The organism is Serratia sp. JSRIV004 (genome assembly GCF_019968705.1).
Classification (GTDB): Bacteria; Pseudomonadota; Gammaproteobacteria; order Enterobacterales; family Enterobacteriaceae; genus Chania; species Chania fonticola_B.
On sequence record NZ_CP074140.1, the window covers coordinates 1,904,224 to 1,917,884 of the forward strand.

General features: G+C 52.6%; 13 protein-coding genes and 5 tRNA genes. 15 read left to right on the forward strand and 3 right to left on the reverse strand.

Annotated features, from left to right (window positions below; genetic code table 11):
* Window positions 1–16 precede the first annotated feature (16 nt).
* From tolR to pnuC, 12 genes are all read left to right on the forward strand, one after another.
* The gene (gene tolR, locus KGP21_RS09150; RefSeq protein ID WP_021805261.1) at window positions 17–445 is read left to right on the forward strand and encodes a colicin uptake protein TolR; all 429 of its coding nucleotides are present in this window, start codon (window positions 17–19) and stop codon (window positions 443–445) included.
* Between the two features lie 78 nt (window positions 446–523).
* On the forward strand, window positions 524–1,705 hold the full coding sequence (gene tolA / locus KGP21_RS09155; RefSeq protein WP_179252392.1) for a cell envelope integrity protein TolA: 1,182 nt from the start codon (window positions 524–526) through the stop codon (window positions 1,703–1,705).
* Window positions 1,706–1,838: 133 nt separating this feature from the next.
* Window positions 1,839–3,131 (forward strand): Tol-Pal system beta propeller repeat protein TolB, encoded by a 1,293-nt coding sequence (gene tolB / locus KGP21_RS09160; RefSeq protein ID WP_021805258.1) that lies wholly within the window; start codon window positions 1,839–1,841, stop codon window positions 3,129–3,131.
* Between the two features lie 47 nt (window positions 3,132–3,178).
* The gene (gene pal / locus KGP21_RS09165) at window positions 3,179–3,688 is read left to right on the forward strand and encodes a peptidoglycan-associated lipoprotein Pal (protein ID WP_021805257.1); all 510 of its coding nucleotides are present in this window, start codon (window positions 3,179–3,181) and stop codon (window positions 3,686–3,688) included.
* A 9-nt stretch (window positions 3,689–3,697) separates the two neighbouring features.
* On the forward strand, window positions 3,698–4,501 hold the full coding sequence (cpoB, locus tag KGP21_RS09170) for a cell division protein CpoB (protein WP_209530151.1): 804 nt from the start codon (window positions 3,698–3,700) through the stop codon (window positions 4,499–4,501).
* Window positions 4,502–4,675: 174 nt separating this feature from the next.
* A tRNA-Lys gene (locus KGP21_RS09175) sits at window positions 4,676–4,751 on the forward strand.
* Between the two features lie 26 nt (window positions 4,752–4,777).
* A tRNA-Val gene (locus KGP21_RS09180) sits at window positions 4,778–4,853 on the forward strand.
* A 7-nt stretch (window positions 4,854–4,860) separates the two neighbouring features.
* Window positions 4,861–4,936: transfer RNA gene (locus KGP21_RS09185), tRNA-Lys, on the forward strand.
* A 128-nt stretch (window positions 4,937–5,064) separates the two neighbouring features.
* Window positions 5,065–5,140, forward strand: a tRNA-Lys gene (locus KGP21_RS09190).
* Between the two features lie 30 nt (window positions 5,141–5,170).
* A tRNA-Lys gene (locus tag KGP21_RS09195) sits at window positions 5,171–5,246 on the forward strand.
* 358 nt (window positions 5,247–5,604) lie between these two features.
* Complete coding sequence (nadA, locus tag KGP21_RS09200; RefSeq protein ID WP_115158777.1) at window positions 5,605–6,666, forward strand: quinolinate synthase NadA; 1,062 nt, start codon at window positions 5,605–5,607, stop codon at window positions 6,664–6,666.
* Window positions 6,667–6,696: 30 nt separating this feature from the next.
* On the forward strand, window positions 6,697–7,422 hold the full coding sequence (gene pnuC / locus KGP21_RS09205) for a nicotinamide riboside transporter PnuC (RefSeq protein WP_209528027.1): 726 nt from the start codon (window positions 6,697–6,699) through the stop codon (window positions 7,420–7,422).
* A gap of 32 nt (window positions 7,423–7,454) precedes the next feature.
* On the opposite strand, the gene zitB is transcribed toward pnuC, so the two are convergent.
* On the reverse strand, window positions 7,455–8,393 hold the full coding sequence (zitB, locus tag KGP21_RS09210; protein ID WP_209528023.1) for a CDF family zinc transporter ZitB: 939 nt from the start codon (window positions 8,391–8,393) through the stop codon (window positions 7,455–7,457).
* Window positions 8,394–8,602: 209 nt separating this feature from the next.
* Here zitB and aroG point away from each other — a divergent pair, with 209 nt between their 5' ends.
* The 3 genes from aroG to KGP21_RS09225 all read left to right on the forward strand — a co-directional run bounded on the left by aroG (window position 8,603) and on the right by KGP21_RS09225 (window position 12,226).
* The gene (gene aroG, locus KGP21_RS09215) at window positions 8,603–9,658 is read left to right on the forward strand and encodes a 3-deoxy-7-phosphoheptulonate synthase AroG (RefSeq protein ID WP_021180323.1); all 1,056 of its coding nucleotides are present in this window, start codon (window positions 8,603–8,605) and stop codon (window positions 9,656–9,658) included.
* A 344-nt stretch (window positions 9,659–10,002) separates the two neighbouring features.
* Window positions 10,003–11,181 (forward strand): YjgN family protein, encoded by a 1,179-nt coding sequence (locus KGP21_RS09220; RefSeq protein ID WP_021805252.1) that lies wholly within the window; start codon window positions 10,003–10,005, stop codon window positions 11,179–11,181.
* A gap of 10 nt (window positions 11,182–11,191) precedes the next feature.
* Entirely contained in the window at window positions 11,192–12,226 is a 1,035-nt protein-coding gene (locus KGP21_RS09225) for a M48 family metallopeptidase (protein WP_209528020.1), read from the forward strand.
* Between the two features lie 52 nt (window positions 12,227–12,278).
* On the opposite strand, the gene gpmA is transcribed toward KGP21_RS09225, so the two are convergent.
* Together gpmA and KGP21_RS09235 are read right to left on the reverse strand one after the other, a co-directional pair.
* Entirely contained in the window at window positions 12,279–13,031 is a 753-nt protein-coding gene (gpmA, locus tag KGP21_RS09230; RefSeq protein ID WP_059200177.1) for a 2,3-diphosphoglycerate-dependent phosphoglycerate mutase, read from the reverse strand.
* A gap of 282 nt (window positions 13,032–13,313) precedes the next feature.
* Window positions 13,314–13,652, reverse strand: coding sequence for a PsiF family protein (locus KGP21_RS09235; protein ID WP_024483131.1), 339 nt, complete (start codon window positions 13,650–13,652; stop codon window positions 13,314–13,316).
* Window positions 13,653–13,661 lie beyond the last annotated feature (9 nt).

The window sequence follows — 13,661 nt, forward strand, 5'->3', positions numbered from 1 at the left end:
GAAGTAGGAGGGTAGCATGGCGAGAGTTCGTGGTCGTAACAAGCGTGAGCTGAAGTCGGAAATCAACATTGTTCCGCTGCTGGACGTCTTGTTGGTGCTGTTGCTGATCTTTATGGCAACTGCGCCAATCATCACCCAAAGCGTTGAAGTTGATTTGCCTGATGCCACCGATTCCAAGACGGTGTCCAGCGACGATAATCCACCGGTGATCCTTGAAGTTTCCGGCGTAGGTCAGTACACCCTGGTGGTGGATCACAACCGTATGGAGCTGTTGCCGCCTGAGCAGGTGGCGGCCGAAGCCAAGTCGCGTCTGGCAGCTAATCCGAAGACGGTGTTTTTGATCGGTGGGGCCAAGGAAGTACCGTACGATGAGATTATCAAGGCATTGAATATTCTGCATCAGGCGGGTGTCGCTTCCGTAGGGTTGATGACCCAGCCAATCTAACCGTAAGGTCAGTGGCAACCCGGTTCCTGCCCTGTGGCGCAGGAACCCCGTTTAAGCAGCAGTTTTTGGGATTCTATTTTGGTAAAGGCAACTGAGCAAAATGATAAGCTGAACCGCTCCGTGATTGTATCGGTGGTTTTGCACATTCTATTGATTGCCCTGTTGATTTGGGGTTCGCTGTACGAAAATACTGAAATGAGTAGTGCAGGCGGCGGCGGTGATGGTTCCGTGGTCGGGGCCGTGATGGTCGATCCAGGGGCGGTGGTAGAGCAGTACAATCGCCAACAGCAACAGAGCAGCGATGCACAGCGTGCAGAAAAGCAGCGCCAGAAGAAGGCGGAGCAGCAGGCTGAAGAGCTGCAGCAGAAGCAGGCGGCGGAACAGCAGCGCCTGAAAGAATTGGAACAAGAGCGTTTGGCCGCGCAGGAAAAAGCCGCGCAGGACGCCAAGGCACAGGCCGAACAGCAGAAGAAAGCTGCCGAGCAGCAACAACAGGCCGCTGAGCAGCAGAAAGCAGCAGAAGCCGCTGCGGCGAAGGCCAAAGAACAACAGAAGGCAGCCGAGCAAGCTGCGGCGAAAGCCAAAGCCGAGGCGGATAAAATAGCCAAGGCGCAGGCAGACGCACAGAAGAAAGCCGAAGCGGAAGCCAAGAAAGAAGCTGCCGCTGCCGCCGCTGCTAAAAAGCAGGCGGAAGAGGCGAAGAAAGAAGCCGCCGCTGCCGCAGAACAGAAGGCTGCTGAAGCCGCAGAGAAGAAAGCGGCCGCAGAAGAAGCGAAAAAAGCCGCCGCTGCCGAGAAGGCTGCTGCTGCCAAGAAAGCCGCAGATGCCAAGAAGAAGGCCGCAGCTGAAGCAGCTAAACAGTCTGCTGATGTAGATGATTTATTCGGTAGCTTGGCCGATGGCAAAAATGCGCCGAAAGGTGGCGGTGCCAAGGCTAAAGGTGACGGTAAACCGGCAGGGCAGGGTAATGCCAAAACTGCGGGGGCAAGCGGTGCCGAGATTAATGGTTACCTGGGGCAGATTACCGCCGCAATACAGAGCAAGTTTTACGATGCCGATCTTTACAAAGGAAGGACCTGCGATTTACGGATTAAATTGGCACCGGATGGCTTGTTGATTGATGTTAAGGCTGAAGGTGGGGATCCTGCCTTGTGTCAGGCCGCATTGGCGGCAGCTAAGCAGGCTCGTATTCCAAAGCCACCTAGCCAGGCGGTGTATGAGGCGTTTAAGAATGCTCCTCTTACATTTAAGCCTCAATAATGATTGTCTTAAACCGAGTTAAACGCATGGATGTACCAAGGTAACCAACAGGGAATATGTAGTGTTGTTGGCGTTGGTTTGTTAAAATTCTGCTAAATTATCGCAGGCATACCGCCTGGATAAGGGAGATGAGATGAAGCAGGCATTTCGAGTAGCGTTAGGTCTTATTGTTCTGTGGGCATCCGTGCTGCATGCGGAAGTTCGCATTGAAATCACCCAAGGGGTCGACTCCGCTCGCCCGATTGGCGTGGTGCCATTTAAATGGGCGGGCCCAGGCACGCCTCCGGAAGATGTTGGCCAGATCGTTGGTGCAGATCTCCGTAACAGTGGCAAATTCAACCCGATTGATGTGGCACGTATGCCGCAGCAACCTACCACCGCGTCTGAAGTGACGCCGGCGGCCTGGACTGCGCTGGGCATCGACGCCGTAGTGGTTGGCCAGGTTCAGCCTGGTGCCGACGGCAGCTATCTGGTTTCCTACCAGTTGGTCGATACTTCAGGTTCGCCTGGCACCGTATTGGCACAAAACCAGTTTAAAGTGACCAAACAGTGGCTGCGTTATGCGGCTCATACCGCCAGCGATGGCGTGTTTGAGAAGCTGACCGGTATCAAGGGCGCATTCCGTACCCGCATCGCTTACGTGGTGCAGACCAACGGCGGGAAATTCCCGTACGAACTGCGCGTATCGGATTACGACGGCTATAACCAGGTTCCAGTGCATCGTTCACCAGAGCCACTGATGTCACCGGCCTGGTCGCCGGATGGCAGCAAACTGGCCTACGTGACCTTTGAGAGCGGTAAATCAGCGCTGGTGATCCAGAACCTGTCTGATGGCGCAATCCGTCAGGTAGCTTCGTTCCCTCGTCACAACGGTGCACCTGCCTTCTCTCCAGACGGTAGCCGCCTGGCATTCGCGCTGTCCAAAAGTGGCAGTCTGAATCTGTATGTGATGAACCTGGGTTCTGGCCAAATCAGCCAGATCACCGATGGCCGTAGCAACAACACTGAACCGAGCTGGTTCCCAGATGGTCAATCTCTGGCTTATACCTCTGACCAGGGCGGTCGCCCACAGATTTATAAGGTTGGCGCTAACGGCGGCGCACCACAGCGTCTGACCTGGGAAGGTGCCCAGAATCAGGACTCTGATGTCAGCTTCGACGGTAAATTCCTGGTGATGGTGAGCTCCAACAATGGAGTTCAGCATATCGCCAAACAAGATCTTGGATCGGGAGCCGTTCAAATGTTAACGGACACGTTCCTGGATGAAACGCCTAGTATCGCACCAAACGGCACCATGGTGATCTATAGCTCCACGCAAGGTATGGGCTCCGTGCTGCAGTTGGTATCGACTGATGGGCGCTTCAAAGCGCGTCTTCCGGCAACCGATGGACAGGTCAAATTCCCTGCCTGGTCGCCGTATCTGTGATGCATGTTTAAAATATGTATGGCAAAAACTATAAAAGGATCAAAGAAATGCAACTGAACAAAGTGCTGAAAGGGCTTCTGCTGGCACTGCCAGTTCTGGCTGTAGCAGCTTGTAGTTCTAACAAAAGCGCTAATAACGATCAATCCGGTATGGGCGCTGGCACTGGTACAGAAAACGGCAGCAGCAACCTGTCTTCTGAAGAACAAGCACGTCTGCAGATGCAAGAACTGCAACGTAACAACATTGTTTACTTCGGCCTGGACAAATATGACGTCAGCTCTGAGTTCGCTCAGATGCTGGATGCGCATGCTGCTTTCCTGCGTAACAACCCATCCTACAAAGTGACTGTTGAAGGTCACGCGGATGAGCGCGGCACGCCAGAATACAACATCGCTCTGGGTGAGCGTCGTGCTAACGCAGTTAAAATGTACCTGCAAGGCAAAGGCGTTTCTGCTGACCAAATCTCTATCGTTTCTTACGGTAAAGAAAAACCAGCAGTACTGGGCCACGACGAAGCAGCCTATGCTAAAAACCGTCGTGCCGTTCTGGTTTACTAAGAGAATCGCATGAACAGTAACTTCAGACGTCACCTGTTGAGTCTGGCGTTACTGGTTGGCGTAGCGGTCCCATGGGCCGCTACTGCCCAAGCGCCAATCAGTAATGTCGGGTCCGGCTCGGTCGAAGACCGTGTCACATCACTTGAGCGTATCAGTAATGCTCAGGGCCAGCTTTTAAACCAACTCCAGCAACAACTCTCTGACAACCAACGCGATATCGATACGCTCCGTGGGCAGATCCAGGAAAGTCAGTATCAGTTGAATCAGGTGGTTGAACGCCAGAAACAGATCTATCAACAGATGGATAGCCTTAGCCAGGGTGGCGCACAGAATTCCGCTGGTGCAGCAGCGGGGGCCGCAGGTGGTACAGCCGCCGCGGCGTCCTCTGACGGTGCTGGCAGCGCCCCTGCGGGTGCGACAGCCGCTGCGGCTAGTACGGGCGATGAAAACAGCGACTACAACGCCGCTGTTTCACTGGCGCTGGAAAAAAAGCAGTATGACCAGGCGATCTCCGCTTTTCAGGCTTTCATAAAGCAGTATTCGAAATCCACTTACCTGCCTAATGCCAACTATTGGCTGGGCCAGTTGTACTACAACAAGGGTAAGAAGGAGGACGCGGCATACTATTATGCAGTGGTGGTTAAGAGTTACCCAAAATCACCCAAGGCGCCGGACGCGATGTATAAAGTTGGGGTGATCATGCAGGAAAAAGGGCAGGCTGATAAAGCCAAAGCCGTTTACCAGCAGGTGATCAAATCGTACCCGACCAGCGATGCGGCCAAGCAGGCCAAGAAACGCGAAGCGAGTTTGTAAGTAAAAATCGAGCCCAGAAGTTAGTCGATTTGACCGAATTCTGGGCTCATTCGCGTGAAGAACAAGCAGTTGAACCTATTGCGCCAAAATTTAGGTTGCGCTGCTGAGATAAATTAGTAATATATGCCGCCGTTGCCAAGACAACTTGCAAGATGTTAAAGCAGCTAGGAAATTGGGTCGTTAGCTCAGTTGGTAGAGCAGTTGACTTTTAATCAATTGGTCGCAGGTTCGAATCCTGCACGACCCACCAATTTCTAAAGTAGTAACCACGACAGTGGGTGATTAGCTCAGTTGGTAGAGCATCTCCTTTACACGGAGGGGGTCGGCGGTTCGAGCCCGTCATCACCCACCACTACAGTGGGTCGTTAGCTCAGTTGGTAGAGCAGTTGACTTTTAATCAATTGGTCGCAGGTTCGAATCCTGCACGACCCACCAATTCTTAATGGGTTGGTAAAACTGGAATCGTGAAGGATGTTTAGTGGAATTAGTTCCACGTAAATCATCTATTTCGACAATACAGTCCTCCATTCTGTATTCATAGTTCAGAAGTAAACCACGTCAGTGGGTCGTTAGCTCAGTTGGTAGAGCAGTTGACTTTTAATCAATTGGTCGCAGGTTCGAATCCTGCACGACCCACCATTTTAAGATTTAGCAGTAAACCACATCAGTGGGTCGTTAGCTCAGTTGGTAGAGCAGTTGACTTTTAATCAATTGGTCGCAGGTTCGAATCCTGCACGACCCACCATCTTCAAGAATTCTCAATAATAAAATCCCAGCAATAAAATCGCATATCGCACCAGTCGTGCGGGTGAGATCCTGCGTTCAGGTTCGAGTCTCGCTTGCGAGACAACGGCGGCAGCGGTCATCCTGCCAGAACCACTCTCCCACAAATCACTGCTCCTAGCCGTTATCTTTTGAGCTCAAAGCTTCTCATTTCAAGCAAAATTTCAGCGCATTAAACAAATCTATCCATAGAAAGAAATGTTAAGCGACTTTTAGTCAAAAATTAGGTATTTTGTTTAGTATATAAAACGAGGCGGTTGAGCAAGCGGCAAGATACAGCCTAAAAAGCAGACCCACAGCCTAGCATAGAGATAACAGCGATGAGTGAAATGTTTGATGTCAATGCGGCGATATATCCATTCCCGCCGAAACCGGTGCCGTTAGACGTCGCAGAGAAGGCTTTTTATCGGCAGAAGATCAAAACCTTGCTCAAGCAGCGTGATGCGGTCCTGGTAGCCCATTACTACACCGATCCGGAGATCCAGGCGCTGGCCGAAGAGACCGGCGGTTGCGTCGCCGATTCACTGGAGATGGCGCGTTTCGGCAGCCAACATCCTGCGTCTACTTTGCTGGTTGCTGGCGTGCGTTTTATGGGGGAGACGGCCAAAATCCTCAGCCCGGAAAAACAGGTGCTGATGCCAACGCTGCATGCCGAGTGCTCGCTGGACCTCGGTTGTCCTGAGGCAGAGTTCGCCGCGTTCTGCGATAGCCATCCAGATCGGACCGTGGTGGTGTACGCCAATACCTCAGCAGCCGTCAAAGCGCGTGCCGATTGGGTGGTTACTTCCAGCATTGCCGTTGAGCTGATTGAACATCTCGATAGCCTGGGGGAGAAAATCATCTGGGCGCCGGATCGCCATCTGGGCAATTATGTGCAGAAGCAGACTGGGGCGGACGTGCTGTGCTGGCAGGGGGCCTGTATCGTCCATGACGAGTTTAAAACCCAGGCGCTGATACGTATGAAAGCCTTATACCCGGAGGCTGCGATACTGGTGCATCCAGAGTCACCGCAGGCGATCGTCGATCTGGCTGATGCCGTCGGTTCGACCAGCCAACTGATCCAGGCGGCGGTAACCTTGCCCAACCGGCAACTGATCGTGGCCACCGATCGCGGCATTTTCTACAAGATGCAGCAAGCTTGTCCGGATAAAGAACTGTTTGAAGCTCCTACTGCCGGTGAGGGGGCCACCTGTCGTAGCTGTGCCCACTGCCCGTGGATGGCGATGAACGGCCTGAAGGCTATTGCCGAAGGGCTGGAACAAGGGGGCTCACAGCATGAGATTTTTGTTGATGGCGCACTGCGTGACAAGGCGCTGATCCCGCTCAACCGCATGCTGGACTTTGCAGCGCAGTTGAAAATGCAGGTTAAAGGCAACGCCTGAATCCAGGCTTACGTTTTTTAAGGAATAGACATGAGCTTTTTCAGCACCGGCAACATTCTGGTCCATATTCCGATTGGCGCAGGGGGTTATGACCTGTCGTGGATTGAGGCCATCGGCACGCTGTTTGGTTTACTCTGTATCTGGTATGCCAGCAAAGAGAAAATCATCAACTATCTGTTTGGCCTGATCAACGTCACGCTGTTTGCGGTGATCTTCTTTCAGATCCAACTGTACGCCAGCCTGTTGCTGCAACTGTTTTTCTTCGTGGCCAATATTTACGGCTGGTACGCCTGGAGCCGTCAGACGCAGGATAATCAGGCCGAATTGCAGATCCGTTGGTTGCCGCTGCCTAAAGCATTGGCATGGGGGGCGGTGTGCGTGGTTGGTATTGCGTTGATGACGTTTAATATCGACCGGGTATTTGCCTATCTGACGCAAATTGCGGTGGCGGTGATGCAGGGGCTGGGTCTTAACGTACAGATGCCAGAACTGCAACCGGATGCTTTCCCGTTCTGGGATTCGGCCATGATGGTGTTGTCCATCGTCGCCATGATCCTGATGACGCGCAAGTACGTCGAAAACTGGCTGCTGTGGGTAGTGATTGATGTGATCAGCGTGGCGATCTTTGCTTACCAGGGCGTGTACGCCATGGCGCTGGAATACGTCATCTTGACGCTGATTGCGCTCAATGGCTCCTGGCTATGGATACGCAGCGCCGCGAAGAATTACTCCCAGCCGTTTTCTTCAGCACCTTAATACGTCAGGGGCGTAACCAGCGCCCCTGGATGTTAATGATGATGCCCCAGATGACTGGAGTGTGAGTGGTCACTCGCAATGCCGCAGTCAGGGGTATCACAATGCTGGTACTCCATCTGGATCGTCGCATGGCCAATCTGGTAATGATCCAGCAAATAGGCCTGGATGCGGCGTAACAGCCCGTCATGATCGTGTGGCGGGATCACTTGGGCGTGGAGCGTCATCAGCTTTTGCTCGCCAATCTGCCAGACATGCACGTGATGGATGTTACGGACTTCCGGAATATTCAGGCACAGATCCTTTTGCAGCTTATTGATATCTATCTCCTGCGGTGTTCCCTCCAGCAGTTCATGGAAACTCTCCTTCAGCAGGCGCCAGGCGCTGCGCAATACCAGGCAGGAAACCAGGACCGAGAGTATCGGATCGATGGGGGTCCAGCCGGTAGTCAGAATGATGATGGCTGCAGCGATCGCCCCGACTGAGCCGAGCAGGTCGCCAAGAACATGTAGGGCGGCGGCACGCACGTTGATATTTTTCTCTTCATTGCCGCGGTGCAGCAGCCAGAAGGCGAACAGGTTAGCCAGCAGACCTGCTACGGCGATCACCAGCATTGGGGTACCCATCACTGGCTGTGGTTCGAAGAAACGCCGTACGGCCTCCCACAGGATGAATACGACGATCAGCAGTAATGCGGCAGCATTGATAAAGGCGGCCAACGTGGTCAGGCGCAGATAGCCAAAAGTATGGCGGGCGTTGGGTTTTCGCTGTGAGAAGTGCACCGCCATCAGCGCGACGAGCAGGGCTGCGGAATCCGTCAGCATATGCCCGGCGTCTGCCAGCAGCGCTAGTGAGCCAGAAAGCAACCCGCCCACGGCCTCGACAACCATGAAGAGGGTGGTGACTAAAAATGCGGCTAGTAGGCGCTTACTGTTGCCGTCTTTAGGTTGATGGACATGGGAAGCTCCAGTCATTACTTATCCTTATTGCAAAGTTTGTCGGGTGCCAAAGTCCAATCTTGGCCGTTACTTAGCTCATTATAGGCTGCCCTGGTAGAGAGCTGAATATTTGCCGATGGTGATTATGGGATCTAAAGGTGATTTACAGCGCAAGCCTCACAAGCTAGATTGGTGAAATCTACTCTACGCGCTGTGCGATACACCCGATACCGAATGGAAAAGTGATGAATTACCAAAACGACGACTTACGCATTAAAGAAATCAAGGAACTCCTGCCGCCGGTGGCCCTGTTGGAAAAGTTTCCGGCTTCGGCTCAGGCAGCAGAGACGGTGTCACTGGCTCGCCAATCGATCCACAACATCCTGCGTGGCAATGACGATCGCCTGTTGGTGGTGATTGGGCCTTGTTCCATTCACGATACCAAAGCGGCGAAAGAGTATGCCGCGCGCCTGATGACCCTGCGCCAGGAGCTCAACGGTGAGCTGGAAGTAGTGATGCGCGTCTATTTTGAAAAACCACGTACCACCGTTGGCTGGAAAGGGCTGATCAACGATCCGCAAATGGATAACAGCTTCCAGATTAACGAAGGCCTGCGCCTGGCGCGTAAGCTGCTGTTGGATATCAATGACGGCGGTTTGCCTGCTGCGGGCGAGTTCCTGGATATGATCACTCCGCAATACCTGGCAGATTTGATGAGCTGGGGAGCGATCGGCGCACGCACCACGGAATCTCAGGTGCATCGTGAACTGGCCTCTGGCCTGTCTTGCCCTGTGGGCTTCAAAAACGGCACCGACGGCACCATCAAAGTCGCGATCGATGCTATCAATGCCGCTGGCGCACCGCACTGTTTCCTGTCCGTCACCAAATGGGGTCATTCCGCGATTGTTAACACCAGCGGCAATGGCGACTGCCACATTATTCTGCGTGGTGGCAAAGAGCCAAACTACAGCGCGGCCCATGTGAAAGAAGTGAAAGAGGGGCTGGCCAAAGCGGGCCTGCCTGCACAGGTGATGATCGACTTCAGCCACGCCAACAGCAGCAAGCAGTTTAAAAAACAGCTGGAGGTGAACGCGGACGTTTGCCAGCAGCTGCGTGGTGGTGAAAAAGCCATTATCGGGGTGATGATCGAAAGCCACCTGGTGGAAGGAAATCAAAACCTGGAAAGCGGCGAGCCGCTGGTTTACGGCAAAAGCGTGACCGATGCCTGTATTGGCTGGGAAGATACCGAAACCGTACTGCGCGATCTGGCCGCAGCGGTGAAGGCGCGCCGTAGCCGATAAGCTATCCATGTTTGTAGCCCTGCAGCATTGCTGCGGGGCCAAGCCTGGTGAGTATCCTTTAGCAATAATAACACCAGAATAAAATCTGAAATTATACTAATTTCGTGGAGCATTCCTCGTTCTGCTGCTCCTTTTCTGATAATGTCACCAGCCATAGTTTTTATTTGCAGGAAAAATCTTATTTGTCCCAATGCTGTTTTCATCTCGCGCAACTGTTACTAGTCACACACAATTTGCTCTTGCTGCGTAGTATGATTATGATGATGCGTTTTTTACAACCAAAATACCCAATCTAAAAATAAGGGTATGATGGTTAATGACTTTAATTTCAGGATGAATAGCTGATGGAAAACAATAGTTCTCGGCATCAAATTTATTTTCGTGGTACGGGCGGGGAGTATTTCGCAATCTGGCTGGTTAACATATTACTGACGGCTATTACGTTGGGAATATACTCAGCCTGGGCAACGGTGCGTCGTCGCCGATATTTTTATGGTAATACCGAATTGAATGGCGACCGCTTTGATTACCACGCGCAGCCAATGCAAATCCTCAAGGGCCGTCTGCTGGTGATTGGCGCCGTGATCCTGTTCTATATTCTTTTATTTATCAACCCGTTGCTTGGCATGATTGCCATGCTGGTACTCCTTGCGTTGATCCCTTGGGTTATTATTCGTAGCTGGCGTTATAACGCTATTATGTCTAGCTATCGTGGTGTTCGCTTCAATTACTTATGCCAGACCGGGCGCGCTTACTGGGTATTACTGTTCTGCCCGATACTGCTAGTGATTGGTCTGTATGCGGTTATGATCGTATTGGGTTTGATTGGTAGCAGTCTGGGCAGCCCGACTGCGATCCTTGTGCTGGCAGCTATTACGGTCATCCTGTTTGTACCGATGCTGGCCGCTATCAATGGTATCCTGGCTACCCTGCAACATGATCTGTATGTGAACAACCTGCGTTTTGGCACTTCCCCCTTTGTGGCCGAATTCAAGAAAGCAGAGTTTATTAAGATTGCACTGTTCAGCCTGCTGATCTTCTTGCCATTCCTGGTCATTGCCTTGGTCTTGGTTGGCTCGTTCTTTGTCAGCTTATTCCAAATGGCGCTGTTTGGCGGTATGTCCGATGCAATGTTACAAGCTCAGATGGCAAATAATATTGGTAGCCTGTTCATGATGATGTTGGTGCTGTTGCTAGGTGTGATGGTTTCCAGCAGTTATATGGTTGTCGCTCAGCGTAACTACGTGTTTAACCAAACCACCTTACAAGGTGAGGTTAAACTGCGTTCTTCCATGCAGACTCTGCCGTATATGGGACTGTTGATCACCAACAGCCTGATCACCGTGTTCTCATTGGGCCTTGCAGCTCCGGTGGCACACGTACGCCATGCTCGCTATATTGCTGAGTCAACTCAGGTTGAAGGTGATCTGTCGCTGTTGTCGGTACAGGCTCATCACGATACGGCCAATACCGCTATCGCTGAAGAAGCCGTACAGGCGCTCGATCTGGGCACCAGTTTTTGAGTAAAGACTGATGATCCTTGAAGGACACTACCAGTGCCCTGGCCGGGCCGCCCAACAGGCGGCCCGGCTGCTGTTAAACGATATGGGTGATGGGGTAACGCTGCAACATGATGGTGAACATCGCTATTTTTCTTTAGCGCAAATTTCCGTTTCCGATTCATTGGGCCGCATTCCGCTGACCTTGACCTTCCCAGACGGTGGACGATTTGTACCTGCCGATGATGCGTCATTCCGCCAGTGGTTTTATCAACGCCGTTCACCGGGGTTGGTGCACCGCTTAGAGCGTTATAAGCGTGGCGTGTTGCTGACGTTGTTGCTAACCGTTTTGTTGACCCTGGCCTATGTTTTCCTGGTTCTCCCTTGGGCGAGCAGTGAAATCGCCATGCGCATTCCTACCGCGGCGGAACAGAAGCTGGGTAAACATACGCTCGATTTCCTGCAAACCAGTGGCTTCAAGCCGTCGCAATTGCCTGCCGAGAAACAGCAGGCGATACAGAAGCTATTCTTGCAGGTGATGCCGGAGCAGATGCGGCACGAGCGCACTCCGCTCAAATTGAAATTGCTGGCGGTGCCAGAGGTTGCCAATGCGTTCATGTTACCTGACGGGACTTTGGTGATCACCGACGATCTTGCCAAGTTGGCGGCCAATGAAGACGGCCTGGCTGCGGTGATGCTCCATGAAATGGGACATCATGCGTACCGTCATCCCATGCGTATGGTGGTGCGTTCATCCCTGGTGGCCCTGACGTTTATGTGGATGACCGGCGATGTCAGCGGCATCGGCGATACTTTGCTGCAATCGGCCTCATTTATGCATGAAATGCAGTTCTCCCGCAGCGTGGAGCGTGAGGCAGACGACTGGGCAATCGCGGAAATGCAGCGCCAGGGGCGTTCGTTATTAGCGATGGAAGATCTTTACCGCGCATTGCAACAGGCGGCAAGCACGTCAAGCGTGGCACTAGAGGTGCCTGAGTGGTTAAGCACCCATCCAGAGATGCAGGCGCGTTTGCAGGTTATCGAAGCAGCCAGGATCAAAGAGCAATAAAAAAAGCCCCCGGCTCAACACCGGGGGCTTGTTGCTTTTCAGGGGCGAAAACTTACTTCGCTTTACCTTGGTTGGCGACGGCCGCAGCTTTGGCTGCGATCTCATCGGCATTACCCAGGTAGTAACGTTTGATTGGCTTGAAGTTCTCATCGAACTCATACACCAACGGCACGCCGGTTGGGATATTCAGCTCGAGGATCTCGTCTTCGCTCAGGTTATCCAGATATTTCACCAGTGCACGCAGGGAGTTACCGTGAGCCGCGACGATCACGCGCTCACCGTTCTTGATGCGTGGCAGGATCTCTTCGTCCCAGTAAGGGATAACGCGATCGATGGTCAACGCCAGGCTTTCGGTCAGCGGCAATTCTTTTTCGCTCAGCGCTGAGTAACGCGGATCGTGGCCCGGGTAGCGCTCATCTTCTTTGGTCAGCTCTGGCGGTGTGACTGCGAAGCCGCGACGCCATTGTTTGACCTGCTCGTCACCGTATTTTTCTGCGGTTTCAGCCTTGTTCAGACCCTGCAGCGCGCCGTAATGGCGTTCGTTCAGCTTCCAGGACTTTTCGGTAGGCAACCAGGCCTGGTCCAACTCATCCAGAATGTTCCACAGAGTGTGGATAGCACGCTTCAGTACGGAGGTGTAAGCGAAATCGAAAGAGAAACCTTCGTCTTTCAACAGCTTGCCCGCTGCTTTTGCTTCGGTACGGCCTTTGTCGGACAGATCGACATCATACCAACCGGTGAAGCGGTTTTCGTTGTTCCACTGGCTTTCGCCGTGGCGCACCAGAACCAGCTTAGTTACAGCCATAGCTTAACTCCTTAATAATCTGAAGGTTTAATGATAACGAATATCATTATATTCTGCTGCTACTTACTCGGCAATCGATATACCCGTGAATATATCCACTAAAAGTCGAGGGTTTCGTACGACGTGCGACATTGTCTAACCCTTACTGCCACTAGGCATAGTGTTAACCATAGCCAATTTTTGGCCGCAAGGTAAGAGGGGCGCAAAGGAAAAAGCTGAATCGTTCAGGCTGGTCGAAGGGCGCGAACGAGAGCTATTCATCCGCGCCACAGCGTTAATGTATCAGGCGGTTTTTTTCAGGCAGCTACTCATAAAGGTTTTACGCTCGTCACCTTTCAGGCTCTTTTTAGCGGCGTCGGCATTACAGTCTTTCATCTTCTGCTGCTGTGGTGTCAGGGCCTTCTCGGTATGGTGGCCTTCGGCCTTCAGGCAGGTGCTCATGAAGGTGGTACGGTCAGAACCTTTCAGCGATTGGGTGGTAGCCTGTTGATTACAATCGGTCATGCGTTTTTGCTGGGCAGCCTGCGCCGGAGAAGGCGTTTTTGCTGCGGTGTCGGCAGCCATCAGGTTGGTGCTCAGCAATAAACCTGCCAGTAATGGAAGTGCAGTAATCAGACGCATTAGGTGTTC